Raw genomic sequence first — 19,822 nt, 5'->3', positions numbered from 1 at the left:
GCAGGAATGTCTGAACGCGCATTGGTTCTTGTCATTGGCCGACGCGCAGAGCAAAATCGACGACTGGCGCACGTACTATAACGAGGTTCGTCCCCACTCCGCATTGCAGTGGATGACGCCTGCCGAATTCGCCCGTCAGGCAAGGGAATCCGCCTCGCCCGACAACTCAACCAAGCCGGAAATCTCCACTTCCGATCGGGACTAAATCCGGTTCAGGGTCACAAGCCGGAAATCTCCACTTCCGATCGGGACTAAATCCGGTTCAGGGTCACAAGCCGGAAATCTCCACTTCCGATCGGGACTAAATCCGGTTCAGGGTCAAATGATCGATGTGGCGACCCGCGACCATCGTTGCCGCGGTTGGCGTCCGGTCTAGCGCCTGGCAAAGCGGTAGGCAGCCGCTGCCGTGATCCCGAATACCAGATGGGCCACCAGCGTGATCGCGCCACGAACCGGGATGAACCACGGGAAGATCGCGGTGAACGCATACAGGTTGACGCCGTACAGGATGAGGCCGAACGCGCCGCCTGCGAGTAACGCGGCCGCGAGCGACAGGTTGCGAATCACCTTCGCCAGCACCGCCGCATAGACCAGCGACAGCATCAGGTGCACGACGGTCGCCACCGCCATGAGCAGCGGATCGAAGCCGGCGGACGCGCCGAGCACGCCGCGCCCCATCACGATGGCCGCCGTGAGGCGTGTGTCGCGCAACAGGTTCGCAACGGTGTCGTCGCCGACGATCGGCCAGAGCAGCAGCTCGACGACGGTTGAACCGACCGCCGCGCCGAACGCTGCCCAGAGAACCGGGACGAAACCGGCTCGTTTCAATTGGCGCTCCCGTCGCAACCGGCCGATGCATCGAAGCGGCATGCGCCCCACCCGCCCCGATTCCGGTCGGGCAATGTATGCCCGCGATACCGAACCGGGCGGTCACGCAAAATTACGATGCCGCTTCGCAATCCGTCCAGTACGCGAAAGGATCGCGATGTTGCGGATAGTTCTCGTCGAGCCATTTCAGCAACGTCGCCCGCGCATTGTCCATGTCGGCTTTCAGCGACGAAGTCGTCAGTTCGTGCACTTCGACGGACTTTTCGCGATCGATCACGAAGCAGTTCCAGTCGGGGCCGTCCAGATCCGGATCGTCGGATGCCTTCGACGACTTGCCCCAGCCGAACCCCTTGCGGGCGTCGATGTAGTACCGCGGATGCACTTTCAGGTACGACATCTCGCCGCCCTGCAGGCTGCTCTCCGCGCGCAGCACGTCGTGCCCGTCGACGATCTGCGTGACTTCCGGAAGCCGGCGTGCCCGCCATCCGGTGGGCAGCGTCGCGATGGCCTTGACGCTGTCGTACATTCCCCACTCCAGCCCCCAGGCTTCGGCCATCCGCTTCATGAATGCGTTCGCATTCGGATACCCGCGCAACTGGATCCGGGTCGACAGCGTGACTTCGATACCGGCGCGCCCGCCAGCGGATGCCTCGTCTGCGTTCGCTTCGAACGGATTGCCCGGACGCGACGCGCGCGTCGCATCCGCAGGCGCCGTACCCGAAAACAGCTGGTCGAGCGCTGCGCGCGCTTTCGACGACTTGTCTGGCCTGTTCATTGCTGACCTCCGTTGCAGCCGCACGGCTGCACACATTTTCGATTCTCGTTCACTCTCTACCTCATCGTTTTTCGCGGTGGCATTGTCGTCGATCCGGCGGCCGGGGCCTAGTGCCGCGTATCGCGCCCCGCTTTCTTCGCCCCCACCGGCCCGCCGTGGCGGGCCGTCACGACACCCCGGCTAGGCCTGGCCGCCTGCCCCTACCGCCGCCCGCATCCGCTCCATCAACGCCAGCACCTCCGGCCGATTCTCCCCCTTCGCGTGCACGAAGTAATACCTGAGCACCGAATCGACCTCGTGCCGGCTCACGCGCACGAGGTCGCTGCGCTTGAGATAGGCGTCGGCGAGGGGTACGCGCGCCAGCGCCACGCCGAGGCCTGCCTCGGCCGCGGCCAGCACGAGGTTGTAATCCTCGAACCGGCGATCCTGCACGCGCGGCTTGAACGGCACACCCAATGCATCGAACCACGTGCGCCAGCCGGTCACTTCGGAATCGTGCAGCAACGGCAGGTCGAGCAGCGCGGCATCGCCGCGCCGGCGGCGCTCCTTCGCCAGTTGCGCGGCGAGCCGCGGATGCGCAATCGGATAGAGCCGCTCCGGCATGAACGCATGGGTTTCGAGCTGACGCCAGTTGCCGCGCCCGTACCGGACCGACAGGTCCGCTTCGCCGCCGGCGATATCCACGTTGCGCAGGTCGATACCGAGCTCGATCCGCAACGCGGGCGCCTCGCTCTCGAGCGCATGCTGGCGCTCGAACAGCCAGAGCTGCGCGAAGGCCGGCACCACGCTCATCCTGACCAGTCGCGGCGTACGCGGCGAGCGCCACTGATCCGCCGCACTGTCGATGATCGCGAACGCCTGTTCGATCCGGCCGACGAAGCGCTGCCCATCCGGCGTCAGGCGCACGCCGCGCGCATGACGTTCGAACAACCTCAGGCCGAGCCAGTTTTCGACGGCGGCCACGCGCCGGCTGATCGCGCCGTGCGTCACGCCGGAGACTTCAGCGGCCGCGAGGAACGAACCCTCGCGCGCGACCGCGCACACGGTCTCGAGACTCGCGAGCGGCGGCCGCGAACCCGTCGCCGGCGCCGGCGCTGCGGCAGGCAACGCCGCCGGGCCCTGCGTCACGCGAGCGGAGGTGCCGGCCGGCCGCCGGCTCGAGCTGTGAATCATGTTCATACCTGCATGCTGATCTGTGCGCTAGCTTAACATCTCGCCACGCCGCATCATTGCCGCATGAACACGCTCTCCACACCGTCGTCGCGTCATGCGCGGCAGCCGCTGATCGCGGCCGGCGCGGTCGCCTTCACGATCGTCTCGTGGGCGTCCGCTTTCCCGTTCATCCGGATCGGCCTGCATGGCCTGACTCCGCTCCAGCTCGCAGCGGCGCGCTTCGCCACTGCCGCCGTGCTGATCATCGCGTGGCTGGCAGTGCGGCGGCCGCGCGTGCCGGCACGGGGCGACGCGCTGCGCTTCCTGCTGTGCGGCTTTCTCGGCATCGCGCTCTACAACGCGCTGCTCAATACCGGCGAGCAGACCGTATCGGCCGGCGCGGCAAGCTTCATCGTGAACACGCTGCCGATCTTCACGGCGCTGCTGGCGGCCGTGTTTCTGGGCGAGCGCTTCAATCGCTGGGGCTGGCTCGGCTCGCTGCTCAGCCTCGCCGGCATCGCGGTGATCGCACGCGGGCAGCCGGGCGGGCTCGTTCTCGGCGCGGGCAGCACGCTGATCCTTGGTGCGGCCTTGTGCTCAGCCAGCTATTTCGTGCTGCAGCGGCGGCTGATTCCGGTGTACGGCGCGCTGGCCTGCACCGCATACACGCTGCTGGCCGGCGCGCTGCTGCTCACGCCGTGGCTGCCGGGCGCGCTCGTGGCGCTGGGCAGCGGGTCGCGCGATACGACGCTGGCCGTCCTGACGCTCGGCATCTTCCCCGCCGCGCTGGGTTACGCGACCTGGACGTTCGCACTCGGCTACTTCGGCGCAGCGCGCGCCGCCAACTTCCTCTATCTGACGCCGGCGGTCGCGACCGTCCTGTCGATGGCACTGACGGGCGAGCGGCCCGGCATCGAGACGGTGTGTGGCGGGCTGCTGGCGATTGCCGGCGTGATCTTCGTGGCGTTGCGCGGACGTTCATAGGATCGTAGCCGGCACGATCGGCCCGGCGATCCCCAGGCGAGCCGGTCAGGACGAACCCCGGCATCTGCAAAGCCGGATGCGTCGCGCGGGCTGTCGACTCGCACCAGTTCGCCGACGCTGCCGAACTTGACCGTTAGTTGCGTTAAAACGAGAACATCGATCCCGATGAAGCATGGCCCTGCAACCGGATGCGCAATCGAAATCGTCCAAACTGTGCAGACAAATCGACCGAACAGTTCCGGATTGACCGCGCATCAGTGTCCATGGCTTCGTCCCGGCCGCCGGCCGAATAATGGATGCGGCCGTAAGGCCGTCGACAGCGAATCGCAGCCTGCGGCCTGCCGCGGCGCACGATTTCCGGCATCCGGCGCCTTCGCAAGTCGGGCACCGGCCGTGCCGCAGCCGCCCCGCTACGCGATTCGCTGCAGCGCGCAAAATCGGCTTCAGATATATTCATACGAATTGCACCGTATCAGGCCCCGATTCGCCCGCTCTCCCGGGCGGCACGTGGCGGGGCAGGACGCGATGCAAGTGAAGCCCATGACGGGTACGGAGACTCGTCCGATCGCCCCGACCTCGCCGTCGGCCGGTCGAGACGTCAATAGCAAGAAAATTCAATTCGGAGATGGCAGATGGAACGAAGCACTGTCGGCATGCGCTGCAAACCCCTGATCACCGTCGCACTGGCTGCCGCCGCGTTCGCGGCCGCGTCGACCGCGATGGCCGACCAGGTCGTGAAGATCGGCAGCGTCGAACCGACGACGGGCGGCATCTCGCACCTCGGCAAGGACAACGAGAACGGTGCGCGCCTCGCGGTCGAGGAAATCAATGCGAAGGGGCTCACGATCGGCGGCAAGAAGATCACGCTGCAACTCGATGCGCAGGATGACGCGGCCGACCCGCGCCAGGCCACGCAGGTTGCGCAGAAGCTGGTCGACGACAAGGTCGTCGCCGTCATCGGCCACCTGAACTCGGGCACGTCGATCCCGGCGTCGAAGATCTACAGCGACGCGGGCATCGTGCAGATCTCGCCGTCGGCCACGAACCCGACCTACACGCAGCAAGGCTTCAAGACGACCTACCGCGTCGTCGCGACCGACGCGCAGCAAGGCCCGGCGCTCGCGAGCTACGCGCAGTCGAAGGGCGTGAAGAGCGTCGCGGTGATCGACGATTCGACCGCGTACGGCCAGGGCCTCGCGAACGAGTTCGAGAAGAAGGCGAAGGCGCTCGGCCTGAAGGTGCTGTCGCACGACGCAACCAACGACAAGGCCGTCGACTTCCGCGCGATTCTCACCAAGGTCAAGGGCGAGAACCCGGACGCGATCATGTACGGCGGCATGGACGCCACCGGCGGCCCGCTCGCGAAGCAGGCGAAGCAGCTCGGCCTGCGCGCGAAGATCCTGTCCGGCGACGGCGTGTGCACCGACTCGCTGGCCGAGCTGGCCGGCCCGGCAGCCGACAACGTGCTGTGCTCGCAAGCCGGCGCGGCGCTCGAAAAGATGCCGGGCGGCGCGGCCTTCCTCGCGAAATACCAGAAGCGCTTCAACCAGGGCATCAAGTTCGATGCGCCGTTCGCGTATGACGCGGTCTACATCGCGGTCGACGCGATGAAGCGCGCGAACTCGACCGACCCGGCGAAGATCCTCGCGGCGATGCCGGCGACGAAGTACGACGGCGTGATCGGCACGACGACCTTCGATTCGAAGGGCGACCTGACGCACGGGATCATCTCGATCTACGGCTACAAGACCGGCAAGAAGACTTTCCTCGACCAGGTGAAGATGTAACCCGCCGCCGCGCCGGCACGACGGGAACGCCACTCGTCGGCGCCGGCGCCGCGCGGGCCGAATTCTGATTCACGGAGACAAAGCATCATGTGTGCAATGGCGTATGCAGAATTCCAACAGGAGTTGAAGAAGGCACAGTTGACGGCACGCGAGTTCGCCCGCCTGATCCGGATGAACGAAAGCTCGATCACGAACTATTCGAGCAAGGGCACCGTCCCGTCCCACCTCGCGGTCATCGCGAAACTGATCGGCACGCTGGCCGCACACGAGATCGATTTCCGGCGCGTGATCCGGCAAATGCGGATCGAACCGAAACGGCCACGCGGCGGCGGTGTGTTTCCTGCGGCGGAAAAGCCGCGTTCCGGAAAAACGGCTAAAGCGGACGCGTGAGCCAGACAGGCGTCGACAGCGGCGCGAAGCGTGCCGCTCGACACTGAGATGAAAGCCATCTCACGGGCAACGCAACACGCGACACCCGATCGTCACCCCGCCGCCCTGACATGATCGAGCAGCGCCTGCAACGGATGGCGCACCTGCTTCGACGACATCCGCTTCACCTGGCTGCGGCATGAATAGCCGGTCGCCAGCGCCTCGCCTTCCACGTCCGCTGCATCGACATGCGCCGCCCACGACTGCGCATAGATCGTCCTCGACGTGTCGAGATTGCGCGCCTCGTGCCCGTAGGTGCCCGACATCCCGCAGCACCCTGCCGCCTGAACCTGCAAACGCAGCCCGCGTCGTGCGAACACCTGTACCCATTGCTTGCCGCTGTCGGGCGCATTGGTCTTCTCGGTGCAGTGCGGCAGCAACCGGTACGACGCGGGCACGCTGCTGTCTCCGCCACCGTCACCGGCCTCCGGCAGCGCCTGCAGCAGCCATTCCTGCGGCAGCGCGACCTTCGGCACCTCGGTGAGCCCCGTCACCTTCAGGTATTCCTGCCGATACGTGAGCGTCATCGCCGGATCGAGGCCGACCAGCGCGACACCCGAGCGCGCCAATGCGGCCAGTTGCGTCGCATTGCGGATCGCCGCCTGCTCGAACGCCCGCAGAAAGCCCTGCACGTGCAGCGCCTTGCCGTTCGGCGCGAGCGGCGCGAGCCACACCTGAAAGCCCGAGCGCGCCGCCAACTCGATCAGCGTCGCCAGTTGCTCGGTATCGAAATAGCGCGTGAACGTGTCCTGCACGATGACGACGCTGCGTGCGCGCTGCGCGTCGCCCAACGCGGCGAGCGCCTGCGGGTCGGCCGGCTTCACGCGCCATTGACGAATCACGGCCGCGAGATCGAAGCGGCTCAGCAGCGGGCTGTCGACCATGCCGACGTGCCGCTCCAGCAGCGTGCGCATCCATCCCGCCCGCATCAGCCCGTTGTACAGCCCGGGCACCCGCGCCATCCACGGCATCGTGAATTCGAGCGAGCCGATCAGGTAGTCGCGCAACGGCCGCAGGTAGCGCTGGTGGTACAGCTCGAGGAAACGCGAGCGAAACTCCGGCACGTTCACCTTCACCGGGCACTGTCCCGCGCACGACTTGCACGCGAGGCACCCGGCCATCGCGTCGTACACCTCGTGCGAGAAGTCGGCCTCGCCGCTGCGCGCCGCGCGGCTGTTGCGCCAGCGCGCCGCAAGGCCACTCAGGAACGGCTGCCGCGCACGCGCCGCCGCGACGACGTCGACACCGGCCTGCCCTTGCAGGCGCAACCATTCGCGCATCAGCGACGCCCGCCCCTTCGGCGATTGCACGCGTTCGCGCGTCGCCTTCCACGACGGGCACATCGCGTCGTCCGGATCGAAGTTGTAGCACGCGCCGTTGCCGTTACAGTGCATCGCGGTGCCGTAGCTCTGCCACACACGCTCGTCGATCTGCCGGTCGTGGTCGCCGCGCGTCGGTACCTCGTCGATCTTCAGCAGCCGCATCGTGCGGTCCGGCGGCGTCGCGATCTTGCCCGGGTTGAACTGGTTGTACGGATCGAACGCGGCCTTCAGTTGCTGCAGCGACGGATACAGCTCGCCGAAAAACGCCGGCGCATATTCGGAGCGCACGCCCTTGCCATGCTCGCCCCATAACAGGCCACCATGCCGCTGCGTGAGTTCGGCCACCGCATCCGACACGGGCCGCACCAGCGCCGCCTGCCTCGGGTCCTTCATGTCGAGCGCCGGCCGCACGTGCAGCACGCCGGCATCGACGTGCCCGAACATCCCGTATTGCAGCCCGTGGCCGTCGAGCAGCGCGCGGAATTCGGCGATGTACGCGGGAAGGTTCTCGGGCGGCACCGCGGTGTCCTCGACGAACGGCTGCGGGCGCGCCTCACCCTGCACGTTGCCGAGCAGGCCGACCGCGCGCTTGCGCATCGCATACACGCGCTTCACGGCGTCGTCGCCGGCCGCGAGCGTGTGGCCCAGGCGCTCCACGCTGGTATCGGTGCGCAGATGGTCGACGAATGCGCGCACGCGCGCGTCGACGTCGTCCGCATCGTCGCCGCTGAATTCGATCAGGTTGATGCCGAGCGTCGGCCGAGCGTCGTCCTGCGGGAAATACTCGGCCACGCTGCTCCATACGAAGTCCTTCATCGCCAGCATCAGCACCTTGGAGTCGACCGTCTCGATCGACAGCGGCTGATGCGCGAGCAGTGCGCGCGCGTCGCGCAGCGCGTCCATGAAGCCCGCGTAGCGCACGTTGACCAGCACCGAATACTTCGGGATCGGCAGCACGTTGAGCTTCGCCTCGACGACGAAGCCGAGCGAGCCTTCGGCGCCGCACAGCACGCTGTTCAGGTTGAAGCGGCCGTCGGGTTCGCGCAGGTGCGCGAGGTCATAGCCGGTCAGGCAGCGATTGAGCTTCGGAAACTTCGCGTCGATCAGCGCCGCCTTGTCGTCGCTGATGCGCCGCGCGGCGCGGTAGACCTTGCCGACGCGGTCCTGGCGCGCGCAGCGGCGCTCCAGCTCGTCGTCGGCGAGCGCGTCGCTGTGCAGCTGCTCGCCGCCCATCAGCACGAAATCGAGCTCGAGCACGTGGTCGCGCGTCTTGCCGTACGTGCAGCTGCCCTGCCCGCTCGCGTCGGTGTTGATCATCCCGCCGACGGTCGCGCGATTCGACGTCGACAGTTCCGGTGCGAAAAACAGCCCGTGCGGCTTCAGCGCCGCATTGAGCTGATCCTTGACGACGCCCGCCTGCACGCGCACCCAGCGCTGCTCGACGTCGATTTCGAGGATCCGGTTCATGTTGCGCGACAGGTCGACGACCACGCCGTCGGTCAGCGACTGGCCGTTGGTGCCCGTGCCGCCGCCGCGCGCGGCCACCGCGACGTCGCGATGCGCGGGCTCGGCGAGCAGCCGCGCCAGCAGCCGCACATCGTCCGCATGCGCAGGGCAGATCACCGCTTGCGGCAGGCGCTGGTAGATCGAGTTGTCGGTGGCCTGCACCGTCCGGTTCGCATGGTCCGCGCGGATTTCCCCGGCGAATCCGGCAGCCTGCAGTGCAGTGAGAAAGTCACGGTACGCATGCGCGGGCGGGCTGGCGGGACGGGGCAATGGGGCGATCGACATGGGGTAAATGCGCAGTGTGGGTGGAACCGGCCGGTTCGCGTGCGCCGAAACATGATTTTTTAGCAAGTTTCCACGCAACCGGGAATTCCAGTATCTTTGGAAATTCCGTGAGAAACAAACGAATTCTCACCCGGCGAATATTGCATAAAACTCATGAATTACCGTCGCCTCACCCCGTCGATGTCGCTGCTGCTGGTGTTCGAAGCCGCCGCGCGGCACGAAAGTTACACGCGCGCGGCCGAGGAGCTGTCGCTGAGCCAGAGCGCGATCAGCCGGCAGGTCCAGACGCTCGAGGATCAACTCGGCGTGCCGCTGTTCCGGCGCGAGGGCCGCTCGGTGAAGCTGACCGAAGTGGGGCGCCGCTACTTCATCGAGCTGAGCGGCGCACTGGGGCGCATCCGCGGCGCGACGCTGCAGGCGATGTCGCACCAGGCAGGCGCCGGCACGCTGCGGCTCGCGACGCTGCCCACGTTCGGCTCGAAGTGGCTGCTGCCGCACCTGCACGACTTCTACACCGCGCATCCGGGCGTGACCGTGCACCTTCATTCGCGGATCGGCGCCATCGATTTCCTCAACGACGACCTCGATGCGGCCATCACCGTCGGCGCGGACGACTGGCCGGGCCTGCACGCACACCGGCTGTACAACGAGTTCCTGATCGCGATCGCGCCGCCGGACACCGGCGGCCGCCGCAAGGCCGACACGCGCACGCCGGCCTGGGCCGCAAAGCAGACGCTGCTCGGCGTGACGAGCAACCAGCAGGCATGGGCAGAATGGTTCTCGCACTATCGGCTCGACCACCGCCAGATGCGCATCGGCCCGAGCTTCGAGCTGACGTCGCACCTGATCCAGGCCGTGCGGGCCGGGATGGGGATCGGGCTGGTGCCGAAAGTGCTGGTGGAAGACGAGCTGAGCCGCCACGAGCTCGTGTCGATCGGCGACGCGATCACCAGCCAGCGCAGCTACTACCTCGTCTACCCGCCGGGGAACGAGACGCTGCCGTCGCTCGTCGCGTTCCGCGCATGGCTGCTGAAGTCGTGCTGAGACGCGGCCGCCGGCGGGCCGCTCAGGTCCGCCATTCGCCGAGAATCTGCTCGGCCAGGTAGTCGCACGGCGGGCGCGCGGACTGCGCGCTGCGCGCGAGCACGACCTCGAGTTCGCCCAGCGGCGGCAGCCCGTGGCTTTCCGACAGCTGCACGAGATGATCGGGAATGCAGCAGCGCGCCAGCGGCGCGACCGCGAGCCCGGCCTCCACCATGCTGAGCAGGCCGAGGTGGCTCGGGCTTTCGTACGACATCCGGTACGGGATCTTCCGCCGGTTCAGCGCCTTGACCGCCTGATCGCGCGCCATGCTGCCGCCGTGCGTGAAGAAGGCCACCGGCAGCGGCCGCTCTTCCCATACGTTGCGCTTCGGCGATCCGGCCCAGACGAGCGGTTCGAGCCGGATCAGCTCGCCGGTCACGCCCTTGATCCGCGTGAGGCACGCGAGGTCGACCGTGTTGTCTTTCAGCATCGGCACGAGCGCGCTGCTCGGCTGGCCGATCACGCGCAGTTCCACGCGCGGATGCATCGCGGCGAACTTGCCGAGCACCTGCGGCAGCAACGAAGAAATGTAATCGTCGGGCACGCCGATCGTCACGCGGCCGCGGATCTCCGGGCGCACGACCGACGCCCATGCCTCGTCGCGCATCGCCAGCATCCGGCGGCCGTATTCGGCGAGCATCGTGCCGTCGCCGGTCGGCGTCACGTTGCGCGTATCGCGGACGAAGAGCGGCTTGCCGAGCGCGTCTTCCAGCGCCTTGATCTGCATGCTCACCGCCGACGGCGACCGGTGCACGGCCTGCGCGCCCTGAGCGAACGATCCGGATTCCGCAACGGCCACCACCATCGCGAGCACATCGAGGTCGAGCTTTTTCATCGTATTCAGAAAAACTGATCAATCGATTCAGTTTATCCCGTTTTACTGTTCTTCTCCACGGTCGGACAATCAATCCCGTCAGCACTCACTCGTTGCAGGAATCGTCAGATATGCATACGTCCGGATCGCTCTACGGATTTCTCGTCATCGGCGGCATGCTCGCGGTCACGCCCGGGCCGAACATGGTCTACGTGATGTCGCGCTCGATCGCGCAAGGACGCACGGCAGGGCTCATTTCACTCGGCGGCGTGATGATCGGGTATCTGTTCTACATGTTCGGCGCCGCGTTCGGCATCACGACGCTGTTCATGAGCGTGCCCTATGCGGGCAGCGGGCTGGCCGTGGTCGGTGCGGCGTACCTGCTGTACCTGGCGTGGCAGGCCGTCCGGCCCGGCGGCCGCTCGCCGTTCGAGGTGCAGGCATTGCCGAGCGAGCGGCCGCTTCGACTGCTCGCGATGGGCGCAACGACCAGCGTGCTGAACCCGAAGCTCGCGATGCTGTTCATTTCGTTGCTGCCGCAGTTCATCGACTACCGGAACGGCAGCGTGCTCGGGCAATCGCTGTTTCTCGGCTCGCTGCTGATCGCCGCGTTCGTTTCCGCGAACGGGCTGGTGGCGATCTGCTCGAGCAGCATCGCGAAGTTCCTGCACGGACGCCCGACGCTGCTGCTCGCGCAGCGCTGGGCGATGGGGCTCATCCTCGGCGGGCTCGGCGTGCAGATGGTGGTCGATGCGTCGAGGATGGCGGGTATGGCGTGACGGCCGCGAACGGGCCCGCGCAGGTCGGGCGGTCGTACGAACGCTGCGTGTGGAAGATTTCGAATGGGCTCACACGCACGTTCTCGACGATCACCGCGCCGCCGTATTCGCGCGGCACCGTGATGCCCCACGGGCCGCTCGACAAGAACTGCTCGATCTCGTCGTACGGCAGCTTCCGCTCGCGATCGCGCAACGCGGCGTGCTCGGCCAGCCGAGCTGGCGACCGGATGCGCGACGTCGAGTGCCTCGGCATCCGAGCCGATGACGGGAACTGGCGTGGCACCCGCGTGCGGTTGCACGTTTTCTTCGATGATTTCCGTAGACGCGTGATTTCCGGCAAAACGCTTGAACCGGCCGGCGGTGCCGCGAAGCATCCGCCGTCCTCCTGTTTCGAGATCCGAAACGTCAAGCCGGGCTGACCCGCGAGCGCCGTCGGTGTCGCCCCGTCGATCGGCCTTCTCGCGACACGCGCGAGCGCCCGCCGCGCACCAGCCTGCGCGTCACGCGGCAACCGCTTGCCGCTTTGCCTCGATTTCGCGCACGAGCGGCAGCACGCGCTTGCCGAAGTACTCGACTTCCTCGATGAAATGCAGGAACCCCGCGAGCACGAGATCGACGCCGATCGCCTTCAGCGCGACGATCCGCTCGGCGATCTGCTGCGGCGTGCCGATCAGGTTCGTGCGGAAGCCGTCGTTGTACTGCACCAGATCCTCGAACGTCGATTTCGCCCAGTTGCCTTCGCCCTCCGGCGACGCGCTGCCGGCCTGCTTCACCGCATCGCCGAACGCATGCACGGCCTCGACGTGTGCATGCCGGATGATGTCGTCGAGCACGGCCTTCGCCTCTTCCTCGGTGTCGCGCGCGATCACGAACGCGTTGACGCCGATCCGCACGCGATGGTTGTTCGCGGCCGCCTTCGCGCGGATGTCGTCGATCTGCGCCTTCAGGTTCTCCGGCGTATTGCCGTTCGTGAAGTACCAGTCCGACACGCTCGCCGCGTTGTCGCGCGCCGCGCGCGAGCTGCCGCCCTGGAAGATCTCCGGATGCGGCTTCTGCACCGGCTTCGGGCTCAGCGTGTAGTCGTTGAAACGGTAGAAGTCGCCCTTGAAGGTGAAGTTGTCCTGCGTCCAGATGCCCTTCAGCGCCTGGATGAACTCCTTCGAGCGCCGATAGCGTTCGTCGTGCTCGAGCCACGGCTCGCCGATCGCGGTGAATTCGCCCTTGAACCAGCCGCTCACGACATTGATCGCGATGCGCCCGTTCGAGATGTGGTCGATCGTCGCGAGCTGCTTCGCGACCACGGCCGGATGCCACGGCCCCGGCAGGATCGCGGCGAGCACCTTGAGCTTCGTCGTCGCATGCAGCAGCGCCTGGCTGAACGACACCGACTCGTGCTGATATTCGGCGCCGTAGCCGGCCGTGAAGCGGATCTGGCTCAGTGCGTACTCGAAGCCGGCCGCCTCGGCCGTGCGCGCGAGCTGCTGGTTGTATTCGAGGCTCCAGTCGGTGCGCTGCTCGATCGTGCTGACGACGAGGCCGCCGCTGACGTTCGGCACCCAGTAGGCGAACTTGACGCCGTCGGCGGAAGAGTCGGTATGGCTCATGAGTGTGTCCTGGTCGAGAAAGAAAACGCAGGCGGCCTACGCGGCCGCGACGGAAAGCGCATGCGGGCGCAGCTGCGGCACCGCGCGATCGACGGCGAGCGCGATGCGCGCGCGCAGCGCCGGGTTCGTGATCTGGTACTGGTCGAAATCGCTTTCGGACGCATACACGCCGATCGGCAGCGTGCGGGCCTGGAAGAAGCTGAACAGCGGGCGCAGCTGATGGTCGATCACGAGCGCATGACGCTCGCTGCCGCCGGTGGCTGCGAGCAGCACCGGCACGTCGACCAGCGCTTCGTGATGCACGAGGTCGAACAGGTGCTTGAAGAGGCCCGTGTACGACGCGCGATACACGGGGCTCGCGACGACGAGCGCATCGGCCGTCTCGATCGCGCGGATCTGCGCATCGAGGTCGGCCGGCACCTGCGCGCGCGTCAGCGCGCCGGCCAGCCGGCCGCCGATCTCGCCGAGTTCGATCAGCCGCGTATCGATCGGCAGCGCGGCGCCAAGCGCCGCGACGATCGCGTCGGTCAGCGCCAGCGTGCGCGACGGCCGCTGCAGGCCGCCCGATATCGCGACCACGTTGATTGCATTGCTCATCGGTTGCATTCCCATTGTCGAGTCGGGTGCCGACGCACCCGTCGCGTCATGGGTCAGCAAGGAGCGTGCCATTTCGATGATTGCGATAGAGAACGATCGTCTGCATGACGAAATGCATCGCGATCGACGGCCTGTCGTGGCATCCCCACCAATCGCCGCACGTTGATATGCGTGCCAGCCACGGCATCACAACCATATTCCGCAGTGCGATGAACTCCGGGAAACAATGCTGCTGATACGCTGCTGCGTGATCAGCAGCGCAGTGTGCGGCAAGCGCGCTTTTCCGCTTCGACACGGATTCCGGCACATGCACGGCGTCCTCCGGCACGCATTGATGTCCGCGCTCCGCATTCATGGCCGGCGCGACGCGTCGCATCCTTGCAGTAGCGTCGACATGGCTGCTTCATCGTCGCCTTGCGTGCCGCCGATCGCTGCACCACGCGACATCGCCACGCGCGGCTGCGTCCAGCGCAGCAATCCGGCATTGGTTATCAGAAATCGATGTTTCCCGCGTTGCGCAAAACGTTGAACACTCTGCTGATCACGCAGCACCCGGTCAGCAACGCCCATCGCGGCATGACCGCTTTCGTGCAGCGCACCGACGCATTCATCGCCATGACATCCATTTCCATATCGCCCCGCGCGGAAAGCCTGCGTGTCGTCACGCCGTCCCGCGACGAGCCGGCCCCTCCGGACGCCCTGCAAACCGCCGAGCGCCTGGCGGCCGGCTTTGCACGCACCGCGGCCGAGCGCGACCAGCAGGGCGGCACGCCAAAGGCCGAGCGCGACCAGCTACGCGAGAGCGGCCTGCTCGCGCTCAGCATCCCTACCGCCTACGGCGGCCTCGGCGCGAGCTGGCGCACGGCGCTCGACGTCGTCCGCGTGCTCGCGGCCGCCGACAGTTCGCTCGCGCACGTGTTCGGCTTCCATCACCTGATGCTCGCGACCGTGCGCCTGTTCGGCGCGCCCGCGCAGTGGGAATCGTGGTTCGAGCGCACCGCGCGCCAGCAGTGGTTCTGGGGCAATGCGCTGAATCCGCTCGACGCCCGAACGGTCAGCCGCTCGCGCGGCGCGTGGCACGAATTCAGCGGCCAGAAAAGCTTTTGCTCGGGGGCGCTCGATTCGCAGATGCTGATCGCGTCCGCGCACGACGCCGACACGCGCGCATTCCTGATCGCGGCCGTGCCGACGCAGCGCAGCGGTATCTCGATCGCCGACGACTGGAACAACATCGGCCAGCGCCAGACCGACAGCGGCACGGTCACGTTCGAGAAAGTACGCGTCGAGGATCACGAGCTGCTGACGGACCCCGGCCCGCTGTCGACGCCCTTCGCGTGCCTGCGCCCGCTCGTCGCGCAGCTCGTGCTGACGAACGTGTATCTCGGCATCGCCGAAGCTGCGTTCAACGACGCACGGCACTACACGCTGCACGAGGCGCGGCCGTGGCCCGGCGCGCAGGTCGCGAGCACCGGCGACGATCCGTACATCCTCGGCCAGTACGGCGAATTCTGGGTCGGGCTCGAAGCCGCACGCGTGCTCGCCGACCGCGCGGCGGACCGGCTCGACGCCGCATGGTCGCGCGATGCGGCGCTCACGCATGCGGAGCGCGGCCAGGTCGCGCTCGCCGCGGCCGCCGCGAAGGTGTCGGCCGCGCGCACCGGGCTCGATCTCTGCACGCGCATGTTCGACGTCGCCGGTGCGCGCGCGACGCACGGCGCGCTGCGGCTCGACCGGCACTGGCGCAACCTGCGCACCCATACGCTCCACGACCCGCTCGCGTACAAGATTCGCGAGATCGGCGAATGGGCGCTCAAGCGAACCTATCCGACGCCGGGCTTCTACTCGTGAACCACTCCCCTTCCGATGCGTGGCCCGATGCCGCGCCCGTCCTCACGCTGCCCGACCGGCCCGCGCTCGCGACGTCCATTCGTGCCCGCGCGCAGGTGTTCGTCGATCCGCGCTCGGTCGCGCTGCTCGAACGGATTCGCCTGGTCGCGCCGAGCGACGCGAACGTGCTGATCGTCGGCGAGACCGGCACCGGCAAGGAACTGATCGCGCGACACGTGCACGGCCTCAGCCGCCGCAGCAACGGGCCGTTCATCGCGGTGAACTGCGGCGCCTTCTCCGAGACGCTCGTCGAGAGCGAACTGTTCGGCCACGAGAAGGGCGCGTTTACCGGCGCGTTCAGCGCGAAGCCCGGCTGGTTCGAGGCCGCGAACGGCGGCACGCTGTTTCTCGACGAGATCGGCGACCTGCCGCTGTCGATGCAGGTCAAGCTGCTGCGCGTGCTGCAGGAGCGCGAGGTCGTGCGGCTCGGGTCGCGCTCGGGCGTGCCGATCGACGTGCGCGTGGTCGCCGCGACCAACGTCGATCTGCAACAGGCCGTCGCGAACGGGCAGTTTCGCGGCGACCTGTTCTACCGGCTCAACGTCGTGCAGCTCGCCGTGCCGACGCTGCGCGAGCGCCCGGGCGACATCCTGCCGCTCGCGCGCCACTTCTTCGACGACTACCGGAGCCGCCTCGGCTACGGGCCGCGCAGCATCGACCCGCGCGCCGAGCGCCGGCTCGAGGCGCACGGTTGGCCCGGCAACATCCGCGAACTCGAGAACGTGATCCATCACGCGCTGCTCGTGAGCCGCAACGATTCGCTGCAGGAAGCCGACCTGCACCTCGCGCCGCCGGGTGTGTCGACGGCCGCCGCGCGCACGCCAGCGCCGGAACCCGACCCGGCCGCCGGCGCGCAGGCCGCACTCGAACGCGCGCTGCGCGATCTGTTCGATGAGGATCACGGCAACCTGTTCGAACGCATCGAGGACACCGTGATGCGCGTCGCGTTCGAATTCAGCCACCGCAACCAGATCCAGGCCGCTCGGCTGCTCGGCATCAGCCGCAACGTGCTGCGCGCGCGGCTGATTCGCGCGAAGGAGATCGCGGCGATGAAGTAGCCGCGTATGGGAATGCACCGGCGCGATCGCGCCGCGTTCCGTGCAGCAACGTCCGAACCTGATGTATCGTGGCGCGAAGCGTGCGCCTCGCCCCCCTCCCGCATCCGGTCGTCCGTCATACGGCCGCCTGTACCCGGCGACAACGCGCCCGCACGATCCTCCGCAACACGCAAGGCCGTCCGGCGCCCGTGCGGGCCCGGCCGAGCCTCGTTCACCCGTCCGGAACCCGTCGCCATGAAAAAGCTTGTCAACCGCCCGTCCGATGTCGTGCGAGAAATGCTGGAAGGCATCGCGCGGCAGTCGCCGCATGTCGCGATCCTCGGCGACGAGCACGTGCTCGTCCGCCAGCCGCTGCCCGAGCCGGCGCAGCGCCCCGTCGCCGTCCTCTCCGGCGGCGGCAGCGGCCACGAGCCCGCGCACGGCGGCTATGTCGGCGAAGGGATGCTGAGCGCGGCCGTCTGCGGCGAAGTGTTCACGTCGCCGTCCACCGACGCCGTGCTCGCCGCGATCCGCGCAAGCGCCGGCCCGAACGGCGCACTGCTGATCGTGAAGAACTACACGGGCGACCGGCTCAATTTCGGGCTCGCCGCCGAACTCGCGCGCGCCGAAGGCATTCCGGTCGAGACGGTCATCGTCGCCGACGACGTATCGCTGCGCGGCCGCGTCGAGCGCGGCCAGCGGCGCGGGATCGCCGGCACCGTGCTGATCCACAAGCTCGCCGGCGCGGCCGCCGCGCGCGGGCTGCCGCTCGCCCGCGTCACGGCCATCGCGCGCGACGCGGCGGCCGAACTCGGCACGATGGGCGTCGCGCTCGACGGCTGCACGATCCCGGGCGCCGACAAGTCGGGCTTCAGCCTCGCCGATCACGAGATCGAACTCGGCCTCGGCATCCACGGCGAGAAAGGCGTCGAGCGCCGCGCGCCGCTGCCGGCCGATGCGCTGGTCGACACGCTGCTGTCGAGCATCGTCGCCGATCTCGTGCTCGACCGCGGCGAACGCGTTGCGCTGTTCGTCAACGGCCTCGGCGCGACGCCGGACATGGAACTCGCGATCGTGCTGCGCGCCGCGTACGACAACCTGAACCGGCGCGGCATCGTCGTCGCGCGCGCGTGGGCCGGCACGTTCCTGTCGGCACTGAACATGCCCGGCTGCTCGATCTCGGTGCTGCGGCTGAACGACGAACGCGCGGTGCTGCTCGACGCGCCGACGCAGGCGCGCGCCTGGCCGGGCGGCGGCGCCGTGAATGCGCAGATCCGCGTCGCCGCGGCCGCTGCGCACGAAGCACCGCTGCCACCGCTCGATGCGGCCGGCCGCGCGTGGGCGGCCCGCCTGCAACCGGCGCTGCACGCAGTCGCTCAGACGCTGATCGATCATGAGCAGACGCTGACGGATCTCGATGCGGCGGCCGGCGACGGCGATCTCGGCGCGAGCATGCTGCGCGCCGCGCAGGCGATCCTCGCCCTGCCGGAAACCGCGTACGGCACGCCGGCCGGCACGCTCGCGGCGCTCGGTGCCGCATTGCGCCGCGCGATCGCCGGCAGCTCGGGGCCGTTCTATGCGACCGCGCTGCTGCGCGCGTCGCGCCGGCTGGCCGAGATCGCCGAGCCGTCGGCGCGCGACTGGGCCGCGGCGTTCCGCGGCGCAGTGGAGTCGATCAGCGAACTGGGCGGCGCGCACGCCGGCGACCGGACGATGCTCGATGCGCTGGTGCCGGCCGTCGCTGCATTCGAGCGAGCGCTCGATGGCGACAACGGTGCATCGGTCGCGTGGGAGGCGGCCGTCGCGGCGGCGGAGCACGGCGCGCAGGAAACCGCCAGCATGACGCCGCGCGCCGGGCGCGCGAGCTATCTCGGCGAACGTGCGATCGGTACGCCGGACGGCGGCGCGGTGGCGGTGTCGTATTGGCTGCGCGCGTTGCAGGCGCACATCCGGTGAAGGTCGAAGGCGCGCCGTCGACGTCGCGCCTTCGATGCATCGGCACGCAAGACGCCGTTTCGCGTCACGTGCCGATGCCGCGGCTCGTTGCAATGCCGGGCGGCTTCACCTCCGTCGACATCCGCAGCGAAGCATCCGCAATCAATCAGCGCGTCTTCGTCCGTCCGGGCAACAACGCGGCGCCGACCGACGCCGCGCCGAAACTCGCGAGCCAGCACCAGTAGCCAATCGCGTCGAGATGCACGGGTTCGACGTCCCCCGCTTCGTTCACGGCGATCTGGTGCTGCGACAGGAAGCTCGTCCCGAACAGCAACGCCAGTACGGCCAGCACGACCGCCTGGGCGCGGTAGCGCTTCGCCGTCAGCAGCCACGCGGCGAACACGAGCGGATTCGCGAGCCATGCATGGATGCCGCCGGGCATGCCCATCCAGCCCGTCAACAGCACCTGCCAGCCGTCGGCCCATGGATGCGGGACGGGCGCACCGGTGCGAAACGGCGCGGTGAACATGGCGGCCAGATAAAGCGCCACGCTGATCGCGAGCAGCACGGTCGTGGCGCGGCCCATCGGCGGGCGAACGGGCGCGGTGGCGGGAGTCGACGTGTTCATCGGCGGGCCGGGCGTCCGGCGTCGCAGCGCGCCGCCGGACGCCCGGATTCAGGCCGCTCAAACGCCTTCGACCAGCACGGCGCGATAGCGCGCGCCCTTGAACCGGTGCTGCGCGACGGCCTGGTATTCGGGGCCGTGGTACCACGCGTGCGCGGCTTCCTTCGACGGGAACTCGACGATCACGACGCCTTCCGGGCCTTCGCCCTCGAGCGTTTCCTGCGGCCCGTAGGCCGCGAGCACCTTGACCGGATGCCCGGCGAGCGTTGCGCCGATCTTGCTCTGGTAGAGGTCGAATTCCTGCGGGTCCTGCATGCTTTCCCGTGTAAACACGATGTAGGTGGCCAAGATGCGTGCTCCTGATGCGATGCGTGGAAGGGGGCCGGACGCGCG

At 67.9% G+C, this 19,822-nt stretch carries 21 protein-coding genes; 10 read left to right on the top strand and 11 right to left on the bottom strand.

Annotated elements, in window-relative coordinates; translation table 11 throughout:
• Positions 1-205, top strand: a 205-nt coding sequence (locus B7G54_RS33620; RefSeq protein WP_244289223.1) for an integrase core domain-containing protein, incomplete at its 5' end; no start/stop codon positions are given.
• A 167-nt stretch (positions 206-372) separates the two neighbouring features.
• Here the strand turns inward: B7G54_RS33620 and B7G54_RS33615 are convergent.
• The 3 genes from B7G54_RS33615 to B7G54_RS33605 all read right to left on the bottom strand — a co-directional run bounded on the left by B7G54_RS33615 (position 373) and on the right by B7G54_RS33605 (position 2,782).
• Positions 373-828 carry a sodium:proline symporter gene (locus B7G54_RS33615; RefSeq protein ID WP_085043022.1) on the bottom strand — a complete coding sequence of 152 codons (456 nt, stop codon included), beginning with the start codon at positions 826-828 and terminating at the stop codon, positions 373-375.
• Between the two features lie 112 nt (positions 829-940).
• Positions 941-1,603 carry a nitroreductase gene (locus tag B7G54_RS33610; RefSeq protein ID WP_085043021.1) on the bottom strand — a complete coding sequence of 221 codons (663 nt, stop codon included), beginning with the start codon at positions 1,601-1,603 and terminating at the stop codon, positions 941-943.
• A 180-nt stretch (positions 1,604-1,783) separates the two neighbouring features.
• Positions 1,784-2,782, bottom strand: coding sequence for a LysR substrate-binding domain-containing protein (locus B7G54_RS33605; RefSeq protein WP_085043020.1), 999 nt, complete (start codon positions 2,780-2,782; stop codon positions 1,784-1,786).
• A gap of 57 nt (positions 2,783-2,839) precedes the next feature.
• Here B7G54_RS33605 and B7G54_RS33600 point away from each other — a divergent pair, with 57 nt between their 5' ends.
• The 3 genes from B7G54_RS33600 (at position 2,840) to B7G54_RS33590 (ending at position 5,916) form a co-directional block, all read left to right on the top strand.
• Entirely contained in the window at positions 2,840-3,739 is a 900-nt protein-coding gene (locus B7G54_RS33600; RefSeq protein WP_085043019.1) for a DMT family transporter, read from the top strand.
• A gap of 632 nt (positions 3,740-4,371) precedes the next feature.
• Positions 4,372-5,526, top strand: a complete 1,155-nt coding sequence (locus B7G54_RS33595; protein ID WP_085043018.1) for a branched-chain amino acid ABC transporter substrate-binding protein — start codon at positions 4,372-4,374, stop codon at positions 5,524-5,526.
• An 87-nt stretch (positions 5,527-5,613) separates the two neighbouring features.
• Positions 5,614-5,916: a DNA-binding protein gene (locus tag B7G54_RS33590; protein ID WP_085043017.1), complete on the top strand. Its 303-nt coding sequence runs from the start codon at positions 5,614-5,616 to the stop codon at positions 5,914-5,916.
• 92 nt (positions 5,917-6,008) lie between these two features.
• Here the strand turns inward: B7G54_RS33590 and ydiJ are convergent, their stop codons facing one another.
• A complete protein-coding gene (gene ydiJ / locus B7G54_RS33585; protein ID WP_085043016.1) occupies positions 6,009-9,068 on the bottom strand; it encodes a D-2-hydroxyglutarate dehydrogenase YdiJ in 3,060 nt (1,019 codons plus the stop codon).
• Positions 9,069-9,221: 153 nt separating this feature from the next.
• Between ydiJ and B7G54_RS33580 the strand changes: the two genes are divergently transcribed.
• Entirely contained in the window at positions 9,222-10,112 is an 891-nt protein-coding gene (locus B7G54_RS33580; RefSeq protein WP_085043015.1) for a LysR substrate-binding domain-containing protein, read from the top strand.
• Positions 10,113-10,134: 22 nt separating this feature from the next.
• Here the strand turns inward: B7G54_RS33580 and B7G54_RS33575 are convergent, their stop codons facing one another.
• Positions 10,135-10,986: a LysR substrate-binding domain-containing protein gene (locus B7G54_RS33575; RefSeq protein ID WP_085043014.1), complete on the bottom strand. Its 852-nt coding sequence runs from the start codon at positions 10,984-10,986 to the stop codon at positions 10,135-10,137.
• 110 nt (positions 10,987-11,096) lie between these two features.
• On the opposite strand from B7G54_RS33575, the gene B7G54_RS33570 reads away from it, so the two are divergent.
• Complete coding sequence (locus tag B7G54_RS33570; protein ID WP_085043013.1) at positions 11,097-11,744, top strand: LysE family translocator; 648 nt, start codon at positions 11,097-11,099, stop codon at positions 11,742-11,744.
• Positions 11,745-11,866: 122 nt separating this feature from the next.
• Positions 11,867-12,163 (top strand): hypothetical protein, encoded by a 297-nt coding sequence (locus tag B7G54_RS40280; protein ID WP_165765645.1) that lies wholly within the window; start codon positions 11,867-11,869, stop codon positions 12,161-12,163.
• An 81-nt stretch (positions 12,164-12,244) separates the two neighbouring features.
• Here B7G54_RS40280 and sfnG read toward each other — a convergent pair whose 3' ends face one another.
• The 4 genes from sfnG to B7G54_RS38825 are packed head-to-tail and all read right to left on the bottom strand — an operon-like array spanning position 12,245 to position 14,515.
• Entirely contained in the window at positions 12,245-13,348 is a 1,104-nt protein-coding gene (sfnG, locus tag B7G54_RS33560; RefSeq protein WP_085043012.1) for a dimethylsulfone monooxygenase SfnG, read from the bottom strand.
• A gap of 36 nt (positions 13,349-13,384) precedes the next feature.
• Complete coding sequence (gene msuE, locus B7G54_RS33555; protein ID WP_085043029.1) at positions 13,385-13,945, bottom strand: FMN reductase; 561 nt, start codon at positions 13,943-13,945, stop codon at positions 13,385-13,387.
• A 46-nt stretch (positions 13,946-13,991) separates the two neighbouring features.
• A complete protein-coding gene (locus B7G54_RS38830) occupies positions 13,992-14,300 on the bottom strand; it encodes a hypothetical protein (protein ID WP_133059243.1) in 309 nt (102 codons plus the stop codon).
• The gene (locus B7G54_RS38825) at positions 14,297-14,515 is read right to left on the bottom strand and encodes a hypothetical protein (RefSeq protein ID WP_133059242.1); all 219 of its coding nucleotides are present in this window, start codon (positions 14,513-14,515) and stop codon (positions 14,297-14,299) included. The genes B7G54_RS38830 and B7G54_RS38825 overlap by 4 nt, the downstream gene beginning before the upstream one ends.
• A 45-nt stretch (positions 14,516-14,560) precedes the next feature.
• Here B7G54_RS38825 and B7G54_RS33550 point away from each other — a divergent pair, with 45 nt between their 5' ends.
• The 3 genes from B7G54_RS33550 (at position 14,561) to B7G54_RS33540 (ending at position 18,825) form a co-directional block, all read left to right on the top strand.
• Positions 14,561-15,793 carry an acyl-CoA dehydrogenase family protein gene (locus B7G54_RS33550; protein ID WP_085043028.1) on the top strand — a complete coding sequence of 411 codons (1,233 nt, stop codon included), beginning with the start codon at positions 14,561-14,563 and terminating at the stop codon, positions 15,791-15,793.
• A complete protein-coding gene (locus B7G54_RS33545; RefSeq protein WP_085043011.1) occupies positions 15,790-16,890 on the top strand; it encodes a sigma-54 interaction domain-containing protein in 1,101 nt (366 codons plus the stop codon). Before B7G54_RS33550 ends, B7G54_RS33545 begins: the two co-directional genes overlap by 4 nt.
• 234 nt (positions 16,891-17,124) lie before the next feature.
• A complete protein-coding gene (locus B7G54_RS33540; RefSeq protein WP_085043010.1) occupies positions 17,125-18,825 on the top strand; it encodes a dihydroxyacetone kinase family protein in 1,701 nt (566 codons plus the stop codon).
• A gap of 145 nt (positions 18,826-18,970) precedes the next feature.
• Here the strand turns inward: B7G54_RS33540 and B7G54_RS33535 are convergent, their stop codons facing one another.
• Both B7G54_RS33535 and B7G54_RS33530 read right to left on the bottom strand, forming a co-directional pair.
• Complete coding sequence (locus B7G54_RS33535) at positions 18,971-19,432, bottom strand: hypothetical protein (RefSeq protein ID WP_133059241.1); 462 nt, start codon at positions 19,430-19,432, stop codon at positions 18,971-18,973.
• A 57-nt stretch (positions 19,433-19,489) separates the two neighbouring features.
• Positions 19,490-19,777 carry a DUF1330 domain-containing protein gene (locus B7G54_RS33530; protein WP_085043008.1) on the bottom strand — a complete coding sequence of 96 codons (288 nt, stop codon included), beginning with the start codon at positions 19,775-19,777 and terminating at the stop codon, positions 19,490-19,492.
• Positions 19,778-19,822 lie beyond the last annotated feature (45 nt).

Source organism: Burkholderia puraquae (assembly GCF_002099195.1).
Taxonomy (GTDB): domain Bacteria; phylum Pseudomonadota; class Gammaproteobacteria; order Burkholderiales; family Burkholderiaceae; genus Burkholderia; species Burkholderia puraquae.
The sequence above is the reverse complement of the archived record's forward strand: the minus strand, read 5'-3'. Positions and strand labels throughout refer to the sequence as shown.

Bases quoted from the DNA above. Each gene is read 5' to 3' on its own strand.
- B7G54_RS40280 (WP_165765645.1), top strand. From the start codon at position 11,867: ATGCCCCACGGGCCGCTCGACAAGAACTGCTCGATCTCGTCGTACGGC.
- B7G54_RS33575 (WP_085043014.1), bottom strand. From the start codon at position 10,986: ATGAAAAAGCTCGACCTCGATGTGCTCGCGATGGTGGTGGCCGTTGCG.
- B7G54_RS33535 (WP_133059241.1), bottom strand. From the start codon at position 19,432: ATGAACACGTCGACTCCCGCCACCGCGCCCGTTCGCCCGCCGATGGGC.
- B7G54_RS33610 (WP_085043021.1), bottom strand. From the start codon at position 1,603: ATGAACAGGCCAGACAAGTCGTCGAAAGCGCGCGCAGCGCTCGACCAG.
- ydiJ (WP_085043016.1), bottom strand. From the start codon at position 9,068: ATGTCGATCGCCCCATTGCCCCGTCCCGCCAGCCCGCCCGCGCATGCG.
- B7G54_RS33550 (WP_085043028.1), top strand. From the start codon at position 14,561: ATGACATCCATTTCCATATCGCCCCGCGCGGAAAGCCTGCGTGTCGTC.
- B7G54_RS38825 (WP_133059242.1), bottom strand. From the start codon at position 14,515: ATGGGCGTTGCTGACCGGGTGCTGCGTGATCAGCAGAGTGTTCAACGT.
- B7G54_RS33590 (WP_085043017.1), top strand. From the start codon at position 5,614: ATGTGTGCAATGGCGTATGCAGAATTCCAACAGGAGTTGAAGAAGGCA.
- B7G54_RS33570 (WP_085043013.1), top strand. From the start codon at position 11,097: ATGCATACGTCCGGATCGCTCTACGGATTTCTCGTCATCGGCGGCATG.
- B7G54_RS33605 (WP_085043020.1), bottom strand. From the start codon at position 2,782: ATGAACATGATTCACAGCTCGAGCCGGCGGCCGGCCGGCACCTCCGCT.
- B7G54_RS33600 (WP_085043019.1), top strand. From the start codon at position 2,840: ATGAACACGCTCTCCACACCGTCGTCGCGTCATGCGCGGCAGCCGCTG.
- B7G54_RS33540 (WP_085043010.1), top strand. From the start codon at position 17,125: ATGAAAAAGCTTGTCAACCGCCCGTCCGATGTCGTGCGAGAAATGCTG.
- B7G54_RS33595 (WP_085043018.1), top strand. From the start codon at position 4,372: ATGGAACGAAGCACTGTCGGCATGCGCTGCAAACCCCTGATCACCGTC.
- B7G54_RS33580 (WP_085043015.1), top strand. From the start codon at position 9,222: ATGAATTACCGTCGCCTCACCCCGTCGATGTCGCTGCTGCTGGTGTTC.
- B7G54_RS38830 (WP_133059243.1), bottom strand. From the start codon at position 14,300: ATGAATGCGGAGCGCGGACATCAATGCGTGCCGGAGGACGCCGTGCAT.
- sfnG (WP_085043012.1), bottom strand. From the start codon at position 13,348: ATGAGCCATACCGACTCTTCCGCCGACGGCGTCAAGTTCGCCTACTGG.
- msuE (WP_085043029.1), bottom strand. From the start codon at position 13,945: ATGAGCAATGCAATCAACGTGGTCGCGATATCGGGCGGCCTGCAGCGG.